The organism is Bradyrhizobium sp. SZCCT0231 (genome assembly GCF_018130245.1).
Lineage (GTDB): Bacteria > Pseudomonadota > Alphaproteobacteria > Rhizobiales > Xanthobacteraceae > Bradyrhizobium > Bradyrhizobium japonicum_F.
Genome location: NZ_JAFCKP010000001.1, coordinates 1,509,247 through 1,530,311, shown reverse-complemented (window position 1 = coordinate 1,530,311; position 21,065 = coordinate 1,509,247). Strand labels below are relative to the sequence as shown.

Genomic DNA, 21,065 nt, shown 5'->3' with positions numbered 1-21,065 from the left:
CGATGAGAACTTTTTTCGGAATGATCCTGGGCGCGTTGCTGCTTGCGGGCGGCGTCTATGTCTATGACTCCATGCAGACGTCGTCCGTCGCCAATGGCGAGGTCGCGACCACCAATCGCACCATTGTGAACTGGGATGTCGCGAAGGCCGATTGGGATGCGCTGCGCGATCGGGCGCACAAGGACTGGGTACGGATCTCGTCGAAGTAACGAGCCGATCATGAACAAGGTGCCGTCGCGAACACCGCGGCGGCGCCTTTGTGCTGACCACAATCAACGATACGCGCGTCAGTTCATCTTGGCCTTGCGGGCGTCGGCGATGACCTGCTCGAACTCAGCCATGCTGAGCACGCCGGGCACGCGGTATTTGCCGACGATGAAGGACGGGGTGCCTTGGAAGCCGAAGGCTTCAGCCTGCTCGTTGTTGCGCTTGAGGACGGCGTCGATGTCCTTGGCGTGGCCGGTGAGATCGCGCTTCAAGCGGTCCATGTCGACCCCGGCAGCCGCGAGCAGCTCGTTGATGCGCGGCTCGGTCAGGCGCGAGCTGACGCCCATCATGGCGTCATGAGCCTGGTGGTACTTGTCCTGGAATCTGGCCGCGAGCGCGGTCCGCGCCGCCGTGACCGAAACCGGCCCAAGGATCGGCCAGTCCTTCATCACCAGCCGCACCTTGCCATCATCCTGGACGACCTGGCGCAGCTCCGGCTCGAGCTTGCGGCAATAGGGGCAATTGTAGTCGGACCATTCGACGATGGTGATATTGCCGTCGGGATTGCCTGCGACGGGCGTGTCGGGATCGCGCAGCACCTTGGCTTCGGTCAGCACCTCGTCATCGCCGGTCGCCGCGCGCGCCGAGGCGATCCCACCCACCGCGAGAGCACCCGCCCCGATCAGCGTCAGCGCCACGCGTCGCGTCGGCACAAGGCCCTTATTCCTGAATCCAGCCATATCTCGTCCCGTTTCGGTCCCATCTCCATCGATACGGATCGAGACCGGCAATTGTTACAACTCATATAGAGCGTCGCGGCGGCGATGTCATCGCACCAGCAGCGTGACCGCCAGCGGCACCAGGAACGAGGTCACCAGAGCGTTCAGGCTCATGGCGATGCCGGAGAAGACGCCGGCGATCTCGTCGACCTGGAACGCGCGGGCGGTGCCGATGCCATGCGCGGCAAGGCCGGCGGCAAAGCCGCGGGCCCGGTAATCGGTGATGCCGGTGCGGTTCATCAGCGGCGTCACGATGATTGCGCCCATGATGCCGGTGAGGATCACCGCGACGGCCGCCAGCGATGGATCGGCGTGCAGCGATTCGGCGATGCCCATGGCGACGCCGGCGGTGACCGATTTCGGCGCCAGCGACAGCACGACATCGCGCGGCAGTCCGGCGAGCTCGGCCAGCAGCACCACAGACACCACCGCCGTGACCGAGCCTGCGATCAGCGCCACCAGCATCGGCACGATCGAGGCGACCACGCGCTTGCGATTCTCATAGAGCGGCACGGCGAGCGCGACCGTCGCAGGCCCGAGCAGGAAGTGCACGAACTGCGCGCCGGCGAAATAGGTCGTGTAGGAGGTGCCGGTCAGGAGCAGGAACGCGCCGATGATCCACATCGCATGCAGCACGGGATTGACCAGCGGATGGCGCCGCGTCGCCAGCGAGACCGCGTCCGTGGTTGCATAGACCAGCAGCGTTACGGTCAGCCACAGCAGTGGCGATTGCGAAAGATAGACCCAGAGCGAGAACGGATTGTCCTTCATCGCGCGTCTTGTTGCTTCAACAGGCGGCTGACGAGGCGGAAGGTCAGCACGGTCGCGAGCAGCGTGACGACCACGGACAGCGCGAGCACAAGGGTGATCGCGATGCCGTGAGAGGCGAGCAGATCGAGCTTCTGCACGACGCCGACGCCGGCCGGCACGAATAATAGTGAGAGATGGGCCAGCAGGCCCTTGCTCGCCGTCTCGACACCGTCATTGCGCAGCGGCCCGCGCGCGAGCAGCGTAAAGCGGTCGCGCGTCATCAGCAGGATCAAGAGCAGCAGGAGGCCCAGCACTGGTCCCGGCAACGGCAGGCCGAGGCCGCGCACGACGGCTTCGCCGATCAACTGGCAGAGCAGGATGAGACCGAGACTTGCAAGCATGACCATCGCATCAAGGGATGCGCTGGCACGCTTGTCAATCGCCGCTATGCGCGGGACGCGCGCGGTTCATGCGAAGTCGCAAGGCGTGGCAGCATCGCCATCAGTGTCCCGGTCATCGTGGCGATCAGCGTTGCCTTGCCGTCATGCTCGGCGTAGGCCTTTGCCTCGCAGAAGGTGAGTGTGCGGCCGGGCTTGACCACCTCGGCCTTGAAGACGAACCGCTCGCCGCGGGCGGGCGCGAGCAGCGTGGTCTTGAATTCGACGGTGAGGATATCGGCCTCCGGCGGCATCAAGCTGAAGGCCGCAACGCCGCAGGCATTGTCGAGCCCGGCCGTGATGATGCCGGCATGAATGAAACCGTTCTGCTGTGTGAGGGCCGGCGCATGCAGCATCGCCAGCTCGACCTCGCCCGGTGCGAGACGGACGATCACGATGCCGAGCGTGCGCATTGCCGGCTGGCCATCGAACATGGCGATGGAAGCCGCGCGATAGCCCGGGTTTTTCGACTCGAAGGCGGTCATGGCTCAGGCCTCGGCTGGTTCGGCAAGATGCCTCGAGGCCGCTTCGCGGATGACATCGGCAAACGGTACGGACTTCCGCAATTGGCGATCCATGTGCACGCCGGTGATCTCGCACGTCGCTGCGAGTTCGCCGGTTTCGGCATTCGTCATGTCGTGCCGGAAGCGGATCGACTTGTCGCTGATCTCGAGCAGATGACTGCGGATCTCGACGATGTCGCCGGCGAGCAGCTCGCGCTTGTAGGCAATGTTCTGCTGCACGGCGGCCATGCCGCGGCCGGAGCTGCGCAAGTAGCTCGGCGTCAGGCCGAGGCGGGCGAACAGGTTCCAGTTGGCCTCGTCGAACTTGCCGACATACCACATGATGTTCATGTGCCCGACATGGTCGCATTGCCACGGATAGACCGTGCCGCGATAGGTCGCCTCCTGTTCCATCGCACTCCCTCCGGCTTTTTCGTCTTTGAGCCTTGATACGGTAGCGTATCAAACCCGTGTCGCGTTAGCAATACGGCACCGTATCAAGACCGAGTGAGGCTTCCTTCATGAGTGACGGCAAGGGCGATGTCTGGGTCGAGGCTGGATTTGCCGAGCTCGCCCGCGCCGGGGTGGAGGGCGTGCGGGTCGAGGTGCTCGCCAAGAATCTCGGGGTCACCAAAGGCGGCTTCTACCGGCGCTTCGCCGACCGCGCCGCGCTGCTCGATGGCATGCTGGAAGCATGGCGCAAGGGCCGCATCGCCGCGATCGCGCAGCAGACAAGTCTCGACGGGCAAACGCCCCGCGAGCGGCTGAGGGCGGTGATCCAGCTTTATTCCGAGCGGCTCAATCCGGAAGGGATGGCGATCGAGCTCGCGATCCGGCAATGGGCCCGCTCGGACGAGAACGCCGCGGCGGCGGTGGCGAGCGTCGACGCGGCACGGCTCAAGCACGTCGGCGAACTCTATCGCGCGACCGGTCTTGCGGCCGAGGAAGCCGACGCGCAGGCTTTTCTGTTCTACTGCTTCATCTTCGGCCAGAGCCTGTTGTTCGGCGAGAGCGGTCCGCGCAAGCGGTCGCAGCTCGTGGCGAAATCGGCCGAGAAGCTGCTCGACTGAGCATGATCCGGACCCGAAGGGCCGCGTAAGCGCAAAGTGTGCAGTGGTTCTCCGAAAAGATCATGCTCGAAAAATTCAGGCGAAATGGCCGGAGCGTTGCTCCGGCCATCGTGTCAATTCGAAGCTCAGGCGGCGCCCTTCAGCTTCTTGGTGCATTCGCTGTAATAGCCGCCGCCCTTCTGAATCCACTTCAAGCCGCCATTGCCGTTGGTGGTCTTGTTGGCGTTGTACTGGTCGACGCAGGTGTGCAGGCGCGCCTTCCCTGGAGTCTCCTTGGCATATTTCGGATCGACCGCGTTCGGATAGACCGCGGGTCCCGCCGGCAGAGCCGGCGCGGCGGCCGGTGCCTCCTCCTTCTTCGCCTGCTTCGGCTCCGCAGGAGCGGCGGGCGCAGCCGCGGTGGGCGCAGCGGCAGGCGTCGCATCGGCGCCGCACTGGGCCTTGCGGAAGTCATTCCACTTCATGGTCCCGAGCGAGCCGTCCTTCTTGGCGGCCTGGTATTTCGCGCTGCACTCCTGCGCGGTCAGTGCCTGCGCCGGCGCGCTCGTCAGCAATGCCGCAACACCGGACGCTGCAATCGCACACAACAGTTTCGTCTGAATGGTCATCCCTGGGTCTCCTCCTTGGTCTTCCCCGACGGAAGCGAAACGAGGATTGCTATCCTAGCGTGCCGGCCGCTTCCGACAAGGATGCGATGAGTTGCGCCGGCAAAATATAGTGATCCCGCCGGCTCAACTCATTCATGTCGCGTTCAGCAACGCGAGCCGACGTTTCAGCCCTTCGCAATTCTCGCAAGCAGAGTGCACCACATGACCTTAACGTCCCGCCTCGCCGCCGTCGCTCTCGCCTCCCTGCTCGTCACCGGCACCGCCTTCGCGCAGACCGCCGCGCCGGCCGCCAAGACCGATACGAAGACCGATACTGCTGCCACCGCCGACAAGAAGGCGCCGAAGGAACGCTCGGCCGAGTCGCTCGAATGCTCCAAGCAGGCGGACGCCAAGGGATTGAAGGGCAAGGAGCGCAAGAAATTTCGCCGTGAGTGCAAGAAGGAAGCGAGGGCCGGCACCGCCGCGCCTGCCGCTCCTGCCGCCCCGGCCGCCGACAAGAAATAAGTCCGTCACGATCCCCTGCGAGCATCCGCGAGAGGCGTCGCGCATTGGGGCATGACGAGCCTGCAATTGTGCGCCTCCAGCCGATTTGCGATAAGGTGGTGTGAAGCAAATCACCGCCTCCCTGCCGTTCGAATGGCCGAGCCGTGCCAAGATCTTGAGCACGGTGGAGACGCTCGTCATCGGCACCGCCGGCGGCCTCGCGTTTCTGCTCGCCGGTCTTCCCGGCGGGCTGATCTCGGGTTCGATGATCGCGGTCGGGATCGCCGCGATCGCCGGCCGCCAGCTGACGCTGCCGCCGATCCTGACCCAGACCGTGCTGGTGCTGCTCGGCATCTCGCTGGGCTCGGTCGTCTCGCGCCATCTGCTTCAGCAGGTCGGCGCCTATCCCCTCACCATCGGGCTGCTTGCGCTCGCCACCTTCTGCTCGACATTCGGCTCGAGCTATTACCTCCAGCGCATCCATGGCTGGGACCGCACCTCGGCTTTCCTGGCCGGCAGCCCCGGCGCGCTGTCGCAGATCACGATCCTGGCGGTCGAGCGCGGCGCCGACCTGCCGGGCATTGCGGTGGTGCAGACCATGCGGGTCATCATTCTTACTGCTGCGCTGCCGATGGTGCTGGCGATTGCAGGGGTCGCGCCCACGGCTGCGCCGTCGCTGACGACGACCATCGCCTCGCCGCTCGACCTGCTCGAGCTGGCCGCGGCCTCGCTGGCCGCAGCGCTCGTGTTGCGGCTGATCAAGTTTCCGGCCAGCTGGATGTTCGGCGCGATGATCGCCTCCAGCGTGCTGCATGGTGCCGGATGGGTCGAGGGCGGCCTGCCGGACTGGGGGCGTGGCGTGGCGCTGGTCGGTATCGGCGCGCTGATCGGCAGCCGTTTCGCGCGGATGCGGATCAAGACGCTCGCCGGACACCTCCGCGCGGCACTGGGCTCGTTTGCCGTGGCCATCGCCGTCTCCGCCATCTTCGTCGGCATCGTGGCACTGACCACGCAGGTGAAATTCTCCGACGTCGTCGTCGCCTTCGCGCCGGGTGCGATGGATGCGATGCTGGCGCTGGCCTTGACGCTGCACATCGACCCGATCTTCGTCGGCGCCCATCACCTGTCACGCTTCGTGTTCGTGACGATCGCAACACCGGGCATCGTGCACCTGTTCGGGCGCACGCAGGACGATGTGGATGATTAGCGAGTTCTCCTCATCCCGAGCTCTCGTAGGGTGGGCAAAGCGAAGCGTGCCCACCGTTTTCAGACGAGGGACTTATGGTGGGCACGGCGCTTGCGCGCCTTTGCCCACCCACACATAATTCATCCGTGAAGCAGGCCGCGCTCCGAGAGGGCCTGCCTGAAGGCCTCCACCGACGTGTGGTGATGCGCGAACAGGCCCGCCTCTCGCGCGCCCGCGACGTTGGCCGCGAGATCGTCGACGAACAGGACGGTCTCCGGCCTTACGTTGAGCTCCGACACGCAGAGGCGATAGCAGCGCGGGTCCGGCTTTGCCGACTTGAACCGGGCCGAGGTGTAGATTCGGGAGCCGAACAGCGGACGCAGGTCCGGCAGCAGCGTGTCGATGTGGTCCGCGACCAGAGTGGTGTTGTTGGTCAGGACGGCAATGTTGACGGTTTGACGCAAGCTGTCGGCAATCTCCAGCATGGCGCGATCGGCCTGCATGGAACGGCGCCGCGCCTCGACCCACTCGTCGAGCGACAGCGGATAGCCGATGCGCTCGCCGAAGCCCCGCAGATAGTCCGCAGCCTCGAGCGCGCCGGAATCGCCGAGCAGCTCGAATCCGGATTCCCAGATCGCCTTGTAGACGAACTCGCTCGTCGCCCCTGCGAGCTCCGCGAGATATGCCACTCGCTTGCTCCTGTCGTACCGACAGAGGACGTTGTCCATGTCGAACAGGACAAGCTTGACAGCATCAATCACAGCAACACTCTAGAGCATGATCCGGAAAAGTGCGAAGCGGTTTTCCGAAAAGATCATGCTCAAACAAAGACCTAAAGCGCGATGACGATTCATCCAAATCTCATCGCGCTTTAGGCTAATCCAGCGCCGGCGGCTCGAACCAGTTCGTCAACGACAATCCGCCGTCGACGACGAAGGCTGCGCCGGTGACGTAGGCGGAGAGCTTGCTCGACAGCACCGTGAGCGCCATCGGCACGAGGTCGTTGGCCTCGCCGAGACGCCCGAGCGGAATGTGCTGCGCCAGCGCGGGATCCGCGACGAAGCCACCGGCTGCGATCGCGCCGGGCACCAGCGCGTTGACGCGGATATCATGACGGCCAAACGTCTTGGCCAGCTCCTTCACCAGCATGCCCAGCCCCGCCTTCGCGGTCGAATAATGCGGCAGGTTGCGCGGGGTGCCCGCATGCAGCGAGGTGAGAAACAAGAACGAGCCCGGCCGCTTCGCCGCGATCAGCCGTCTTGCGAGCTCGCGCGCCAGGTGAAAGCCGGCATCGAGATTGACGGCGTGCATTTCCTGCCATGTCCTGCGATCGACCGCGAGCGCGTGATCGGCCTCCCGCCGCGGCGGCGAGGCGCTGTGGACGAAATGCGTGACCTCGCCCAGCGCGGCATGTGCGGCCGTCAGCAGCTCATCGCAGGCCTCGAGCCTGGCGAGATCGCCGACCCAGGGCACGGCCAGATCGGGCCTCTCGCTCGCGCTGATCGCGGCGCGCACCCGCTCCGCGTTCACATCCGCGAACATGGTGCGGACGCCCTCGCCGACCAAGCCGAGCGCGATCGCGCGGCCAATGCCGTTGCCCGCGCCGGTGACGAGCGCGGTGTCGCTTGCGGGATCGAACGGCGCGGTGAACAGGCTCATGTTGCGCTCCGAGGCTGGGGAGCGCCAGGTTAGCCCACCGCCCGGACGGACGACAATTGCGCTCCGGCCCCATTGCCGAGCGGCGCACCGGACGCTAGCCTCCCGAAAAACGGAGGAGGTTCCAAGGATGCGCACCGGCTTTCTGATGACGGGCCTGTTGCTGCTGGCTGCGCCGGCTCAGGCAGGTGACGCGCCGCCGCGGGCGACCTATGTGACGATGGTCTTGCAGGCCTTCGCCGCCAAGGTGGAATGTCCGGGCACCGATCTCGTCTATCAGGACCTCGTGCAAAAGGCGCAGCAGATGCACCTGCCCGACGGCACCACCGAGAAGGTGCGCAAGGCGATCGCCTGGATGCACACCGGCGGCAAGATGGGCGAGAAACAGGACGATGATTTGATGGCCGAGGTCGCGGTCGCGACCCAGGCGACCGACATGGACCAGCGCCGTCTCGGCATGCCCGGCTGGTGCGAGGCGCAAAAGACCAACCTCGCCGGCCTGATCCGCAGCAAGGGCGGTTAGCGACATCTGGCGGCGTTAAGCACGCCGCCGGGAAACTCCGCTCCGGCCAATAAACGTCACATTCTTCGCCAGCATGCGGGCCTCTTCGAACAGGAGACCCCCATGCGGATTGCCCATTTCGTCTTTGCCGCTGCGCTCGCGGCGAGCACCGTGACGGCTGCCCCGGCCCTGGCAAAGAATACCGACGCCCAGAAAGGCGAGGAGAAGTCGACCTCGTCATCGTCCTGCAGTGCCTATCAGCAGGCGCCGGACGGAACGTGGGAGCAGCTTCCCTGCAAGGAAACCGGCGAACACGGGCAGCCGCAGACGCAACACCGCGCCCCTGCACAGGGAACGGAACGCTGGGAGCGCTGTGGTTCCCGCGGTCAGCTCTGGTGCGGACCGCGAATGATTTTCATGGCGGCCTCGATGTGACGCCACTCCCTGGCCTCATCGGCCTCGCCGCGGCCCTCGCAGGCCTGGGCCTGCTCCGCGACCTTCGCAATCGCAGCGAAACCGTGCTGTTCGAGCATCTGCCGGGCAACGGTATGGACCTGGATTTCGGACATCATGGGCGCTCTCCCGTTTGACCAAACCACGGGGGTTCGCTCGATCGCCCCGCGCATTTCCTAGAACGACCGAGTCCCGGGCCCCGTTCCGTCCATTCCAGCACACATGACAAAGGCGGCCCGCCACGCCCGGCGGACCGCCTTCTCACCCACCCCAAAACTGCGGGTCGTCGGCCGCGTCCCCTACGCGACCGCCACCTTCTTGCGCTCGAAGTCGTTCGGCACCTCGATATCGACCTCCAGGGTCGAGACCTCGTCGCCGCGCTCGAGCCGGACGATGACCTTGGTCGGGTCCAGCATCACGTGCTTGGACACGACGGCGAGAATTTCCTCACGCAGCACACCGAGCAGATCGGGCTGGCCGCGCATTCCGCGTTCATGGGCAAGCAGGATCTGCAGCCGTTCGCGCGCGACGGGTGCCGAGGCCTTCTTGCCGCGGAGAAGTCGAAGCAGACCCATGCTCATGCAGCCCTCCGTCGCAGCAGACGATCCATCAGACCTCTGCGCTCGGCGGGAACATGCATTGTCACGTTCTCGCCGCAGAGGCGCTTGGCCGCGTCCATATAGGCCCGCGCCGGCGCGCCATCCGCGTTCGACAGAGTCACCGGCGTGCCGACGTTGGAGGCCTTCAACACGTCCTGGCTCTCGGGAATGATGCCGAGCAAGGGCGTGGCCAGTATCTCGAGAATGTCGTCGATGGTCAGCATCTCGCCGCGCGCGGCGCGCGAGGGATCGTAGCGGGTGATGAGGATGTGCTTCTCGACGCGCTCGCCCTTCTCGGCCCGCACGGTCTTGGAATCGAGCATGCCGATGATGCGGTCGGAATCGCGCACCGAGGAGACTTCCGGATTGGTGACGATCACGGCCTCATCCGCAAAGCGCATCGCCATGGAGGCGCCGCGCTCGATGCCGGCCGGGCTGTCGCAGATCACCCAGTCGAAACGGCTGCGCAACTCGGCGATGACCTTGCCGACGCCCTCTTCCGTCAGCGCGTCCTTGTCTCGGGTTTGCGAGGCCGGCAGCAGCCAGAGGTTCTCCAGCCGCTTGTCGCGGATCAGGGCCTGCGGCAGCTTGGCGACGCCCTGCACCACGTTGATGAGGTCGAACACGACGCGGCGTTCGGCGCCCATCACGAGGTCGAGGTTGCGCAAGCCGACGTCGAAATCGACGACGACCACCTTGTCGCCGCGCTGCGCCAAGGCAGCTCCCAGCGCGGCGGTCGTCGTGGTCTTGCCGACCCCGCCCTTGCCTGATGTCACGACCAGTACCTTACTCATCTGAAATGTCTCCTTTGCTGGTCAGTTCAGTGCTGTAATTCGCATGGTATTCCCCTGCAGGAAGGCCTGCGCCGGCTTGCCGCGCAGGGCCTCGTCGATGTCGTCGGCGGTCTGATAAAACCCATCGATTGCAAGCAGTTCGGCTTCGATCTTCTGGCAATAGATGCGCGCGCTGGTGTGCCCGTTCACGCCCGCCATGGCGCGGCCGCGCAGCGCGCCGTAGACGTGGATCGAGCCGCCGGCGACGACCTCGGCGCCGGAGCCGACCGAGCCGAGAATGGTGACGTCGCCTTCCGGGAAGATCACGGTCTGGCCCGACCGCACGGGGTTTTCGAGCAGCAGCGACGTCGGCTTGGTCTCGGTCTTCACTTCGGCCTTCTTCGGCGCGCTCGGCTCGATCACGCAGCTGCGCCCGCCCGACAGCAGGGGCGGCATCATGGGTGTCAGCCGGCCCTCCTCCACGCCCTCGATGCCGAGCACGCGAATGTTGCGGTCGTGAAGGCTGGTGAGCAAATGGCCGATACCGGCCTGGCTGAGGTCGACCGAGGACAGATCGATCACCACGGGCCGCCCGGCGAAGAAGCCCGGCGACCGCGCGATGGTGGCGTCGATCTCATGCAGCCAGTCCTGGACAGGAACCGTCGGCGTGAACACGAAAGCCACATAGGAGCGCCCGCGCAGGCGCACCATTTGACGTTGGACTTTTGCTGCAGCCTCCATCGCGGCCGACTCGTTCCCTGTTATTGAATGGTTAACGATGCGGCGGATTTGGTTAACGGCTGGTTAATGTCTCCGTGGGGTTACGTGGGAGGGCCCCGCCTGCGTGTCCCGGACAAGCTGCAACGCACGAGCGTTGCAGCGCAGAGCCGGGACCCAGGGCAACACGGTATGCCGATCGATGGGCCCCGGCTCAGCAGCGCACCGTCGAAGAGACGCTGCGCTGCGTCCGGGGCACGAGAGTGCAAGACTTCGCTCAGCCCTTGCGCATCTTGCTGAGCAGATAGTTATCGTAAAAATTCTCCGCGATCTGCGTGTAGAACAACAGCTCCTTCATATACGCGTCGTGGCTGTCCTTGGTCCGCTTGAACAGGTCGCTCTTGGCGGCGAGCTCGTTCAGATGCTCCTGGGTCGCGTTGTAGCAGGCCTCCAGCACCGGTTGCGGGAACGCCTTCAGCTCCGCGCCGTTGGCGATCAAGCGCTTGAGCGCCGCCGGATTCACGCTGTCGTATTTTTCGAGCATCCAGGCGCCGGCCGCCGAGCCCGCCTGGTTGACGATCGCCTGATATTGCTTCGGCAGCGAAGCCCATTTCTCGTCATTGACGATCATGTGCAGCATGGCGCCGCCTTCCCACCAGCCAGGGAAGTAGTAGTACTTGGCGACCTTCTGGAAACCGAGCTTCTCATCGTCATAGGGACCGACGAACTCGGCAGCATCGATCGTGCCCTTCTCGAGGGCCGGATAGACGTCACCTCCCGCGATCTGCTGCGGAACGACGCCGAGCCTTGCCAGCACGTGGCCGCCCATGCCTGCGATGCGGAATTTGAGACCCTTGAGGTCGTCGACGGTCTTGATCTCCTTGCGGAACCAGCCGCCCATCTGGGTGCCGGAATTGCCGCAGAGGATGGCATGCGCCTTGAACGGCTTGAGCGCCTCGTTGGTGAGATCAGCGCCGCCGCCGAAATGCCACCAGGATTCCTGATGGCGATGGTTCATGCCGAACGGTGCACCGGTGGCATAGGCCAGCGCCGGCTCCTTGCCGATGTAGAAATAGAGCGGCGTCTGCGCCATCTCCACCGAGGCGGTGCTGACGGCATCGAGCGCCTGAAGACCGGGAACGATTTCGCCGGCCGCAAAGGTCTGGATCTGGAATTTGTTGTCGGTGGCCTCAGCGACGTATTTCGCAAAGGTCTGCGCCGTGCCGTAGATGGTGTCGAGCGACTTCGGAAAGCTCGAGGTCAGGCGCCATTTGATCTCGGGCGCGCTCTGCGCGATCGCAGGTGCGGCAACCAGTGTCGCGGCGCCGGCGACTGCGCCACCCCGAAGGAATGTACGGCGTTTCATAATGGGCAATCTCCCTAGAAGTAAGTTTCAAACACATGGCCTTGCGGCTACGGTCTTCGCGGACCGTTTGCCCGTTCCTAAAGCGGAGTTCAAGATGCGCGGAACGTCTGTAGCCCGGATGGAGCGCAAGCGTAATCCGGGACGGTGCCGCCGACGCACGCGCCCCTGGATTACGCTTTCGCTCCATCCAGGCTACAAAGCACTCACTTCAAAGCAATTTCGCGCTGACGAACAGCGCGCGCACGGCGTTGGTCGCCTGCACCGCCAGAATGGCGTTACCAGCGGCGCCTTCCAGAGCCGCGATGGCGTCCTCGTGCAGGGAGCGAAACTCCATCCACTCGACCGACTTGAAGTTGGTGAGGAATTGATAGGCCTGACCGACGGTCGCGATCGCCAACGTGTCACCGTTCAACTTGATCTTGAACGTCGTGCGCAGCGGAGTTTCGGAACTTGATGGATCACTCATGGGCTGCTTCTGGAGGAGGACGGCTTAACGAAGGGGAAACGGCAGCACCTCCGCCGTCGCAGGCGAATATCAGGAATCGGTGCTGGCGCGCTGCGAAGCGGTCGCCGCCCCGCGCAGGTTCGGCACCACGACCAGGCGGTTGAACTCGCCATTGTCGTAGGCCTTGAGGAAGCGATCATAGTCCTTGATCGAGACGCAGCCGTTGGAATCGCCGCGCGGCCCGAGCATGTAGTTGTGCGTGAGCAGGCCGACGCGGCCGAGCGCACTGGTGCCCTCGGTCGGCGTCATGCGCAGTGCCCGGACACCATGGAACAGCTTTTCGCGCGGCTTGAGGTCGTAGGTCGCCGGCGGGGTCGCGCCGACCATGCGCTGGTCGACATGCTCGGGGTCGTCCATCAGCGCGCCCATGCCGGAATGAGCTTCCAGCGCCACGCCGCTCGGCAAGTACACCGCCTTGGCCGAGATGTCATAGACCGCGGTCCGCGAATCGTAGCCGAGGGCGGCAAGATCCGGCGCCTTGGCGAACAGGCCGTCGCCGGGCGTCAGCGAGGCCAGCTTGATCTTGTCCGTGAATTTCTCGAAGAAGTTGCGGTTATCGACCCTGGGGCTGGTCTCCGCATAGGCTTGGCTGGAGGCGATCTGGGCGGAGAAGTCCGCCTGGACCGGACGCGAGCGCGGCATCGGAATGAGATCGGCGTGCTGTTGCGAGGGCCTCGCCTCCTCGACCGCGGACCGGTCGTCCTCGGTCAGGATCGAGCGCCAGTCGTCGCCCTGAAGCCTCTGGGCGAGCATCGCCTTGGCGTCCCGCAGCTTGAGCTGGACCGCATTCACGGCGGAGCGCTCCAGCGCCCGCAGGCCGAGCTCGCGGGCCGGCGGGCTGCCGGAGGCCGACGCGAACCGGTCCTCGAATGAAGGGGCACTCGCCGGCGGCAAGGCAGCCGAGACCAGCGGAGCCGAGCCGCCCATATCCGCGACCCACGCGGCAGCGCCAAGCGCGAGCGCGACCGCTGCCAGAGACAGCATGATCGTCTCGGCGCGCCCAACACGGCGGCGCGACAACAGCCTCTCGGCATGTGCTGCGTCGGAAACCATCAGATCCCCAAATCGACCCCCGGGGGTACCCAACCCCCACCCGGAGACTCTATACCAGCTACCACATTGGGAGCCAAAAGTTAGGCATAATCGCGGCCGGCAAGCCCCCTAAGGTATCCAATGACCGATCCTTTCGATCTCAACCGCTTTGTCCGGGCCCAGGACCCGGTCTATCGGGACGTCCAGGGCGAGCTGGCCCGGGGCCGGAAGCAGACTCACTGGATGTGGTTCATCTTCCCGCAGGTCGCAGGCCTCGGCTTCAGCGCCATGTCGCAGCGCTACGCCATCGGGTCCCGCGCAGAGGCCGAGGCCTATCTTGCCCACCCCGTCCTCGGGGTGCGCCTGATCGAATGCACGAGGCTCGTGCTCGCGGTCGAGGGCCGGACCATCAACGCGATCCTCGGCGCGCCGGACGACGCGAAATTCCGCTCGTCGATGACGCTGTTCAGCGCGGTGTCCGGCGAGCCCGTCTTCGACCAGGCGATTGCCCGATATTTCGCAGGCGAGCGCGACGGCGCCACGCTGGAGATCCTCTCGAAGCTCGACCGACCAGCGTAACGCCAGCGTCCGGACAAACGGACGCATACGGGCGGGGCATGGCGACCCGCAACGTAAACTTCGGATTAACACCAGCTGCCTATCCTTCGGGCAAAATAATTCTCCTCCCGCGCCAATTGCCGGACTGACCATGAAAATCGGTACGCTCCTGACTACCGCCATCGTCTCGCTGTCGACCGTGGGCGGCGGCCTCGCGGTTTACGTCGCCGTGACGAAGTACCAGACGATGGAGCGCATCTCCGAGGCGCAAGGCCGGCTCGCGATCGTCCGCGCCGTCAGCGACATCCCACGCTATCTCAATCCCGAACGCGGCTTTTCCACCAACATCCTCTACGGGCCTGCGACCATCGATCCCGCGCTGCTGGCCGAGCAGGACAAGCTGCGCAAAAAGACCGACGGCGCCCGCGACAAGATGAACGCGCTGCGCAAGGAGCTGCCCGGCCCGTTCGACGACGGCAGCACCATCGGCAGCAACATCGACGGCATCAATGCGAAGTTCACCGCGCTGCGCGAGGCGATCGACAAGGCGCTGGCAGGGCCGGCGGAGGCGCGCAAGGACGCCGCCAAGAAGATCGTCGCCGACAATGCCATGCTCAACGGCGGCGTGACCGCGCTGCTCAACGAGCAGGTCCGCCGCATGGCGATCCTGAACGGCGACGCGTACCGGCAGGCCAACTACGCCAACACCGCCATGACATTGCGCGACGTCGGCGGCTTCAACTCCAGCCTGCACAAGAATCTCGTCGGCGGCAAGAAACCGGCGACCGACACCGAGAAGGCCGACATCGGCCGCTCGCAGGGCCGCAACGATCAGCTCGTGATGGCGCTGCTGGAATTGCGTGGCAATCCGGCGACGCCGGCCAACGTCGCCGCGGCGCTGGAGAAGTTCAATTCGCTCTATGTCGAGGAGTTCGGCCGCGAGCTCAAGCTGGTGAAGGACGGTGCCGTCACCGGCAAGTACGAGCACGACATGGACACTTATTACGCCGCCACGCAGCGCGGCCTCGGCACCATCATCGAGGTCCGCGACGCTTTCTACGACAATGCCGAGCATATCCTCGCCGGGGCTTCCTCGGCCGCACGCACCAGCTTCACGATCGCACTCGCCGGCCTTCTCGGCGTGCTGATCGCGAGCGTCGGCCTCGTCGTGATGGTTCGTCGCCGCGTCTGCGCGCCGATCGTGACCCTGACGACGCGGATGTCACGGCTCGCCGATGGCGAGGTCGCGGAAGGAATTCCCGGTGCCGAGCGTTCCGACGAGATCGGGGCGATGGCCGCTGCGGTTCAGGTGTTCAAGGACAACATGATCCGGGCCGACCGGCTCGCCGCCGAGAAGCAGGCCGAGAACGACGGCAAGATGCGCCGCGCACAGGCGCTCGACGATCTCACCCGCGCCTTCGAGGCCAAGGTCACCGAGCTGGTCGGCGGCCTGTCCCGGGCCTCCGCGACCATGGAAAGCACCGCGCAGTCGATGACCTCGACGGCGGCGCAGACCAACAGCCAGGCCGCCGTGGTCGCCGCCGCCTCCGAACAGACCTCGACCAACGTGCAGACCGTCGCCAGCGCCACCGAGGAGCTGACCTCCTCGATCTCCGAGATCGGCCGTCAGGTCGCACAATCCACCGAGATCGCGGCCCGCGCCGTCGACAACGCCCGCCGCACCGGCGACACCGCCCGTGCCCTCGCCGAGGGCGCGCAGAAGATCGGCGACGTCGTCACGCTGATCCAGAGCATCGCCGAGCAGACCAACCTGCTCGCGCTGAACGCGACCATCGAGGCCGCCCGTGCCGGCGATGCCGGCCGCGGCTTTGCCGTGGTCGCCTCCGAAGTGAAGTCGCTGGCCGGCCAGACCGCCAAGGCCACCACCGAGATCTCCGAGCAAATCACGGCGATCCAGACCGCGAGCGACGAGACCGTGGCCGCGATCCGCAACGTCGCCGACGTCATCGCCGAGATCGACCAGATCGGCACAGCGATCGCCGCGGCGATCGAGGAGCAGGGCTCGGCCACCAAGGAGATCGCCCGGAGCGTCCAGGAGGCCGCCCGCGGCACCCAGGAAGTCAACAGCAACATCTCCGGCGTGCAGCGCGCCGCCGACGACACCGGAGCCGCCGCGAGAGAGGTGCTGGGCGCTGCCGAGCAGCTCTCGACGCAATCGCGCGATCTCGCCGGACAGTTCGACCGCTTCCTCGGCGAGGTCAGGGCTGCCTAGGAACGCGGATTCGTAGCTTCGTAGCCCGGATGGAGCGCAAGCGTAATCCGGGACGGTGCCGTTGACGTGCGATTTCCTGGATTTCGCGGAGCCTGTCATCGGGCGGCGCTTCGCGCCGACCCGTTGGCCCCATCCAGGCTACAGAACGTCGCGCAACGCGACGTCAATACGGCGGCGCCTTGCGCGCCCGCTGTGCTTTCGCCGCCTCGATCCACCACAGCAAATCGTCGGCAAAGCGCGGGAACGAGCGCTCCAGGGCCTTGCCGCCCTCGCCGATCGGCTCGCCGTCGGCCGACAATGTCTGCGCGATCGGACCGACACCGATGGTGCTCGACACCACCACCATGCCCATCTCCGACAGCGTGCCGTGCCAGGCCGTCGCGGCGCGCGCGCCGGACAGCCGGCCGGCCGAATAGCTCACGATCGCGGCCGGACGCCAGAACCACTCTTCGAGGAAATGGTCGGTGAGATTCTTCAGGCCGGGCTGGATGCCCCAATTGTACTCGCCGGTGACGAAGACGAAGCCGTCGGCGCCGCGGATCTGACCGGCCAGCTTCTCCAACGCCTCGGGCGCCGCACCCTTGGGATATTCCTTGTACATGCGGTCCAGCATCGGCAGGCCGATCGCCTTGGCGTCGATGAATTCGACCTCCTCGCCGCGGCCCCGCAGCCGATTGATGACGAAATTCGCAAGGCGGATGCCCATGCGGTCGGAACGGTAGGAACCGTAGAGGACGAGAATGCGATTGCTCATGGCCGAACGGTAGCACGAAACCGGCGTCAGGCCCTACTCGATTTGTCGCACTATCGTCCGCGACCGCGGGCCAGCGTTTGCGACGGCATCTCGCCGAACTGGTCGCGGTAGCTTCTGGAGAAATCGCTGAGATGCCAGAAGCCAAACGCCAGCGCGACCGCCTTGACGCTATCGGCCCCGGCAAGAAGCCGCCGGCGCACCAGCCACAGCCGGCGCAGACGCAAGTAGCGGTGCAGGCTCATGCCGCGATAGCGGCGGACGACGTCGTGCATGGTGCGAACGGACAGGCCGAGCCTGTGCGCGATCTCGTCGCTGTAAATCGGCTGCGACAGGTCGTCAGAGAGCAGCGCGTGGATATCCTGGAACATCCTGAAATTCCGTCCGTCGTTGGGGCCCAGGGTCCAGCGGGCCGAAACGACGCTTTCGAAGGCCTCGTCGACGGCTCCGAGCAGAGACTCCTTCATCGCCGCGCTCTTCAACAAGAGCTCCGGTGCCTCGACCGCGCCGGACGCCTCGGCCAGCACCTCGCGAACCACGCTGCGCAGCCGGTGCAAGCCGGCCGCGGAGATTTCAAAAATCTTGAAGCTCGAGAGCGTATGCGGCCAGCCACGATCCCTCACCTCCGGCCTGAAAACCACTGAGGCGATTTGCCTCTGCACCTCCTCAATGGTGGTGTAGGCCGCGCCGCCGCTGCCGATGACCACGACCGGTCGCGCACGTTGCGAGCCGTTGAAGCGAATGGGCACGTTAAGATCGTCCATCGTGAAGCCGATCGCCGTGCAATTCCCGACGAGCTGTGCGTCAACCAACCGCGGAAAGGCGTGCGTGAAATTCACGTCGCAGCCGGGTAACGACAGGATTGTCTGCTCAGCCGAAATCTTCCGTACGAAAGGCGTGAATTCGAAATTCAGCCCGCGTATGGCGTTTCGAAATTCGTCGACGTCTGAAAAGCGAAACGTCTCGAGTGCCGCCCTCGGCACATCATCAATGCTGTTCATGGCAATAAAGAAAGCGCAGCGTCGTGTTTGACGTGCGTCCGACCGCGTGCCGCTTCCCCCCTTCGATTTTTCCGTTGCACCGCAACGATCAAGCTTGTCCCGGTCAATTGAAGATGGGTTCAATTTAAAAGACAGGCCGGGACGTCATGTCCCGCCAAATTTCGATAGCATTTTCCTGAAATTTGGCGGTGCATTAATACCCCGGCATTTAATTCTCAAAATTAAAAATTAACGGATTCAAGGCGCAATAACGGACGTTGTACAGTCAAATCTTTTCAATTCAGGCTCCTGCCATGATGGCAAATTCGCCTGCTGATATTCTGGTCGAGTTGGAAGATGCAGTCGCAACGTGTCCGCTGGACCGCTGCACTCGCATCCTCTCCGGGATTTTGCAGCTGCTCACCAGCAGCCGCGACCGGCCTCAGGAACTGCTCGCCAATGTGGCCGACGGCGTTCTGCTGCGACTGACGGAGCGGGTTGAGGCGAGCGCGCTGATTGATCTCAGCATGACAATCGCGGAGCTCGAGGTGGCTCCGCCGAAGACCGTGCGACGCCTCGCCTCGCACCACGATCCGGAGGTGGCGTGCCCCGTCTTGCTCGGATCGCAGTCGCTGTCCGCGGCCGATCTCAAGTCGATCGCGGCCGCGACCGGCGAACGGCAGCAATGTGCGATCGCCGCCCGCGCGCCTATCGATCCGCTGGTGATCGAGACGCTGATCAAGGGCGGCGCCCGCAGCGTCTGTATTGCGCTGATCGGCAACACAGAGGCACGATTCTCCGATGCCGCTTACGTTGCGCTGGTTGAGAGGTGCCTGACGGACGATGAACTCACCAAGGCGCTGACGCTCAGGCCGGACACGCCCGAAGCAATCATGCGGGAATTGCTGTCGGCCTCGACAGCTCCGAAATCCGGCATGGGGAAGGCCACCGTCTCGCTTCAAGCCGCAACGGCCGCGCCAATCGCCCCCGAGCTGCCCTGCTCGGCCGCCTATGCACGCGCACGGCCGGAGATCGTCGCGCTCAACCGCGTCGGCAAGCTCAACGATTCCACGGTGAACCGCTTCGCCATCCGCGGCGAGACCGCCAACCTCGTTACGGCGCTATCGGTGCTTTCGGGGGCTCCCATCGAGATCGTCGAGCATGTCATGACCGACGACGATTGCGAGGGTCTGGTCATGGCCTGCCGTGCCTCGCGGCTGAACTGGCAGACCACGTTTGCCATCCTGAGCAACCGGTGCGGCACAAGGCTTTCCTTCGCCGATCGCGAACGCGCGCAGCACATTTTCGAGGCGCTGCTTCTGTCGACCAGCCAGTGGACGGTGCGTTGGGGGGAAATTGCCGCAAGCGCCAAGGAGAGCAGCCGGGGAAATCGCGGCGTAAGGATGGGGGTTAGCCGATGAAATTCAGCGGTCGCAAAGCCTTTCGCGTGAAAATGGATCACAGGCAGCCGATCAATCTCATGGGTTCGGACGGCACCTGGCGACGCAGCTGCGTCCTGCTGGACGTGTCGCAAAGCGGCGCCAAGGTCCAGGTCGAGGGCACGCTCGACGTGCTCCGGGCCAAGGAGTTCTTCATGCTGCTGTCGTCGACCGGCCTCGCCTACCGGCGCTGCGAACTGGTCTGGATCGACGGCACCACGGCTGGCATCCATTTCATTACCACTGGCGGCAAGAAGAAACCTGCAGACGCACCAGTGCCTGCGCAGAACCCGGTCCAGAGCAAGTAGATTCGAACATTCCACCCACCGTTTTGAGTCAGGCCGTGCAGCACGTTCGAACCAGATCCGGCCACGTCATTGGTGACGGGGGCATCCGAGAGGCAGGGACAGCTCGTCCCTTCCTGCATGTGCTGGCCGACACGTCCGACAAGCTCTCAGGCGTCTGCTCGATCCTCGAGGAAAAATTCACCGTTGCGGGCGAGCGGCTCGACGCCGATTCCAAGCTGTCGCAGACGCCGGCCGCCATCGTCATCCGCGCGGAGCTGCGCGACGTCGACAATATCGCCGCCATCAAGAAGCGGGCCGGCAAGCTGGCGAAGGCCAGGAAGCGCATCTTCCTGCTCGAGCACACCTCCCACGTCTGCATTTCGCAAGCCTACGCGCTCGGGGCGACGCTGGTCCTTCCCAGCACGGTCGGCCGGACCAGACTGCTGGCGGCACTGACCGATCCGGCCGACGGCGTGTCCGCGGCGTCAGGCGACACACTGCAACCGGACAGCGCCGTCGAGGCGGCGGCGACCGCTGTCGCATCGATGTTCACGGCTGTGACCCTGTGCCAGCCGCTTGACGTCAACGGCACTAAGGAAGCCGGTCGCCAGATCGCCGATCGCATCACCCAGCATGGCCTGACGGAGTGGCTCATGACGGTGCGGCGCCATCACGAAGGAACCTATCAGCATTGCCTGCTCGTGACCGGCATTACCATCGACTTCGGACTGAGCCTCGGCGTCGGCAGGGCCGACCTGGAACGTTTGTACTCGGCTGCCATGTTCCACGACATCGGCAAGGCACGGATTCCGCTCGCCATCCTCGACAAGCCGGGCCGCCTCGATGCCGCGGAACGCGCGCAGATCGAGACGCATCCGACCGCCGGCTACGAGTTTCTCAAGGACCATGACGGGATCTCGCGGGAGATACTCGATGCCGTTCGCCATCATCACGAGTACCTCGACGGAAGCGGCTATCCCGATGCGCTCTGCGGCGAGAGCATTGGCGACATCGTACGGATTCTAACCATCTCCGACATTTTCGCAGCGCTGATCGAGCATCGGCACTACAAGCCCACCATGCCGCGCGCGGAGGCCTACGACGTTCTGTGCGGGATGAATGGGAAGCTGGAAAAGGCGCTGGTCCACTCGTTCAAGCAGGTCGCGCTCACGCGGTGAGCGCGGCAGACCG

At 64.9% G+C, this 21,065-nt stretch carries 27 protein-coding genes and 1 pseudogene; 11 read left to right on the top strand and 17 right to left on the bottom strand.

What is annotated here, in order from left to right:
* Window positions 1–2: 2 nt before the first annotated feature.
* Window positions 3–209, top strand: a complete 207-nt coding sequence (locus JQ566_RS07045) for a hypothetical protein (RefSeq protein ID WP_026312539.1) — start codon at window positions 3–5, stop codon at window positions 207–209.
* A 78-nt stretch (window positions 210–287) separates the two neighbouring features.
* Here the strand turns inward: JQ566_RS07045 and JQ566_RS07040 are convergent, their stop codons facing one another.
* The 5 genes from JQ566_RS07040 to JQ566_RS07020 all read right to left on the bottom strand — a co-directional run bounded on the left by JQ566_RS07040 (window position 288) and on the right by JQ566_RS07020 (window position 3,090).
* The gene (locus JQ566_RS07040) at window positions 288–947 is read right to left on the bottom strand and encodes a DsbA family protein (protein ID WP_212371270.1); all 660 of its coding nucleotides are present in this window, start codon (window positions 945–947) and stop codon (window positions 288–290) included.
* A gap of 87 nt (window positions 948–1,034) precedes the next feature.
* On the bottom strand, window positions 1,035–1,757 hold the full coding sequence (locus tag JQ566_RS07035) for an LrgB family protein (RefSeq protein WP_212371269.1): 723 nt from the start codon (window positions 1,755–1,757) through the stop codon (window positions 1,035–1,037).
* Entirely contained in the window at window positions 1,754–2,137 is a 384-nt protein-coding gene (locus JQ566_RS07030) for a CidA/LrgA family protein (RefSeq protein WP_212371268.1), read from the bottom strand. The genes JQ566_RS07035 and JQ566_RS07030 overlap by 4 nt, the downstream gene beginning before the upstream one ends.
* 44 nt (window positions 2,138–2,181) lie before the next feature.
* The gene (locus JQ566_RS07025; RefSeq protein WP_212371267.1) at window positions 2,182–2,658 is read right to left on the bottom strand and encodes a PaaI family thioesterase; all 477 of its coding nucleotides are present in this window, start codon (window positions 2,656–2,658) and stop codon (window positions 2,182–2,184) included.
* A gap of 3 nt (window positions 2,659–2,661) precedes the next feature.
* A complete protein-coding gene (locus tag JQ566_RS07020) occupies window positions 2,662–3,090 on the bottom strand; it encodes an acyl-CoA thioesterase (RefSeq protein WP_212371266.1) in 429 nt (142 codons plus the stop codon).
* Between the two features lie 107 nt (window positions 3,091–3,197).
* Here JQ566_RS07020 and JQ566_RS07015 point away from each other — a divergent pair, with 107 nt between their 5' ends.
* Window positions 3,198–3,746: a TetR/AcrR family transcriptional regulator gene (locus JQ566_RS07015; protein WP_212371264.1), complete on the top strand. Its 549-nt coding sequence runs from the start codon at window positions 3,198–3,200 to the stop codon at window positions 3,744–3,746.
* Between the two features lie 125 nt (window positions 3,747–3,871).
* Here the strand turns inward: JQ566_RS07015 and JQ566_RS07010 are convergent, their stop codons facing one another.
* Entirely contained in the window at window positions 3,872–4,354 is a 483-nt protein-coding gene (locus JQ566_RS07010; protein ID WP_212371262.1) for a hypothetical protein, read from the bottom strand.
* Between the two features lie 201 nt (window positions 4,355–4,555).
* Here JQ566_RS07010 and JQ566_RS07005 point away from each other — a divergent pair, with 201 nt between their 5' ends.
* Both JQ566_RS07005 and JQ566_RS07000 read left to right on the top strand, forming a co-directional pair.
* A complete protein-coding gene (locus JQ566_RS07005) occupies window positions 4,556–4,858 on the top strand; it encodes a PsiF family protein (RefSeq protein ID WP_212371260.1) in 303 nt (100 codons plus the stop codon).
* A 100-nt stretch (window positions 4,859–4,958) separates the two neighbouring features.
* Complete coding sequence (locus tag JQ566_RS07000) at window positions 4,959–6,044, top strand: AbrB family transcriptional regulator (RefSeq protein WP_212371258.1); 1,086 nt, start codon at window positions 4,959–4,961, stop codon at window positions 6,042–6,044.
* A 119-nt stretch (window positions 6,045–6,163) separates the two neighbouring features.
* Here the strand turns inward: JQ566_RS07000 and JQ566_RS06995 are convergent, their stop codons facing one another.
* Window positions 6,164–6,784: an HAD family hydrolase gene (locus JQ566_RS06995; RefSeq protein WP_349643301.1), complete on the bottom strand. Its 621-nt coding sequence runs from the start codon at window positions 6,782–6,784 to the stop codon at window positions 6,164–6,166.
* Between the two features lie 115 nt (window positions 6,785–6,899).
* Complete coding sequence (locus JQ566_RS06990; protein WP_212371256.1) at window positions 6,900–7,682, bottom strand: SDR family NAD(P)-dependent oxidoreductase; 783 nt, start codon at window positions 7,680–7,682, stop codon at window positions 6,900–6,902.
* A gap of 127 nt (window positions 7,683–7,809) precedes the next feature.
* Here JQ566_RS06990 and JQ566_RS06985 point away from each other — a divergent pair, with 127 nt between their 5' ends.
* Both JQ566_RS06985 and JQ566_RS06980 read left to right on the top strand, forming a co-directional pair.
* A complete protein-coding gene (locus tag JQ566_RS06985) occupies window positions 7,810–8,202 on the top strand; it encodes a hypothetical protein (protein WP_100234526.1) in 393 nt (130 codons plus the stop codon).
* A 102-nt stretch (window positions 8,203–8,304) separates the two neighbouring features.
* A pseudogene (locus JQ566_RS06980) lies at window positions 8,305–8,553 on the top strand (hypothetical protein); the annotation flags it as partial.
* A gap of 14 nt (window positions 8,554–8,567) precedes the next feature.
* On the opposite strand, the gene JQ566_RS06975 reads toward JQ566_RS06980, so the two are convergent.
* From JQ566_RS06975 to JQ566_RS06945, 7 genes are all read right to left on the bottom strand, one after another.
* Window positions 8,568–8,753 (bottom strand): hypothetical protein, encoded by a 186-nt coding sequence (locus tag JQ566_RS06975; protein WP_212371255.1) that lies wholly within the window; start codon window positions 8,751–8,753, stop codon window positions 8,568–8,570.
* Between the two features lie 180 nt (window positions 8,754–8,933).
* Window positions 8,934–9,215, bottom strand: a complete 282-nt coding sequence (gene minE / locus JQ566_RS06970; protein WP_212371254.1) for a cell division topological specificity factor MinE — start codon at window positions 9,213–9,215, stop codon at window positions 8,934–8,936.
* On the bottom strand, window positions 9,212–10,027 hold the full coding sequence (minD, locus tag JQ566_RS06965; RefSeq protein ID WP_122403481.1) for a septum site-determining protein MinD: 816 nt from the start codon (window positions 10,025–10,027) through the stop codon (window positions 9,212–9,214). The genes minE and minD overlap by 4 nt, the downstream gene beginning before the upstream one ends.
* A 21-nt stretch (window positions 10,028–10,048) precedes the next feature.
* On the bottom strand, window positions 10,049–10,747 hold the full coding sequence (gene minC / locus JQ566_RS06960) for a septum site-determining protein MinC (protein ID WP_212371253.1): 699 nt from the start codon (window positions 10,745–10,747) through the stop codon (window positions 10,049–10,051).
* 253 nt (window positions 10,748–11,000) lie between these two features.
* Window positions 11,001–12,089: a TRAP transporter substrate-binding protein gene (locus JQ566_RS06955; protein ID WP_212371252.1), complete on the bottom strand. Its 1,089-nt coding sequence runs from the start codon at window positions 12,087–12,089 to the stop codon at window positions 11,001–11,003.
* 208 nt (window positions 12,090–12,297) lie between these two features.
* Window positions 12,298–12,555, bottom strand: coding sequence for a hypothetical protein (locus JQ566_RS06950; protein WP_212371251.1), 258 nt, complete (start codon window positions 12,553–12,555; stop codon window positions 12,298–12,300).
* Window positions 12,556–12,624: 69 nt separating this feature from the next.
* Window positions 12,625–13,578 (bottom strand): DUF2778 domain-containing protein, encoded by a 954-nt coding sequence (locus JQ566_RS06945; protein WP_249139212.1) that lies wholly within the window; start codon window positions 13,576–13,578, stop codon window positions 12,625–12,627.
* A gap of 189 nt (window positions 13,579–13,767) precedes the next feature.
* Between JQ566_RS06945 and JQ566_RS06940 the strand changes: the two genes are divergently transcribed.
* Both JQ566_RS06940 and JQ566_RS06935 read left to right on the top strand, forming a co-directional pair.
* Window positions 13,768–14,205, top strand: coding sequence for a DUF1810 domain-containing protein (locus tag JQ566_RS06940; RefSeq protein ID WP_212371248.1), 438 nt, complete (start codon window positions 13,768–13,770; stop codon window positions 14,203–14,205).
* A gap of 130 nt (window positions 14,206–14,335) precedes the next feature.
* Complete coding sequence (locus JQ566_RS06935) at window positions 14,336–16,417, top strand: methyl-accepting chemotaxis protein (RefSeq protein WP_212371245.1); 2,082 nt, start codon at window positions 14,336–14,338, stop codon at window positions 16,415–16,417.
* A 163-nt stretch (window positions 16,418–16,580) separates the two neighbouring features.
* Here JQ566_RS06935 and JQ566_RS06930 read toward each other — a convergent pair whose 3' ends face one another.
* Window positions 16,581–17,171, bottom strand: a complete 591-nt coding sequence (locus tag JQ566_RS06930) for an NADPH-dependent FMN reductase (protein WP_212371243.1) — start codon at window positions 17,169–17,171, stop codon at window positions 16,581–16,583.
* Between the two features lie 50 nt (window positions 17,172–17,221).
* Window positions 17,222–18,169, bottom strand: coding sequence for an AraC family transcriptional regulator (locus JQ566_RS06925; RefSeq protein ID WP_212371526.1), 948 nt, complete (start codon window positions 18,167–18,169; stop codon window positions 17,222–17,224).
* Window positions 18,170–18,462: 293 nt separating this feature from the next.
* Between JQ566_RS06925 and JQ566_RS06920 the strand changes: the two genes are divergently transcribed.
* From JQ566_RS06920 to JQ566_RS06910, 3 genes are read left to right on the top strand one after another with little or no spacing between them, the layout of a single operon-like run.
* Window positions 18,463–19,569: a DUF2336 domain-containing protein gene (locus JQ566_RS06920; RefSeq protein WP_212371241.1), complete on the top strand. Its 1,107-nt coding sequence runs from the start codon at window positions 18,463–18,465 to the stop codon at window positions 19,567–19,569.
* Window positions 19,566–19,895 (top strand): PilZ domain-containing protein, encoded by a 330-nt coding sequence (locus tag JQ566_RS06915; protein WP_212371239.1) that lies wholly within the window; start codon window positions 19,566–19,568, stop codon window positions 19,893–19,895. The genes JQ566_RS06920 and JQ566_RS06915 overlap by 4 nt, the downstream gene beginning before the upstream one ends.
* 35 nt (window positions 19,896–19,930) lie before the next feature.
* Window positions 19,931–21,052, top strand: coding sequence for an HD-GYP domain-containing protein (locus JQ566_RS06910; protein ID WP_212371237.1), 1,122 nt, complete (start codon window positions 19,931–19,933; stop codon window positions 21,050–21,052).
* Window positions 21,053–21,065: the final 13 nt, after the last annotated feature.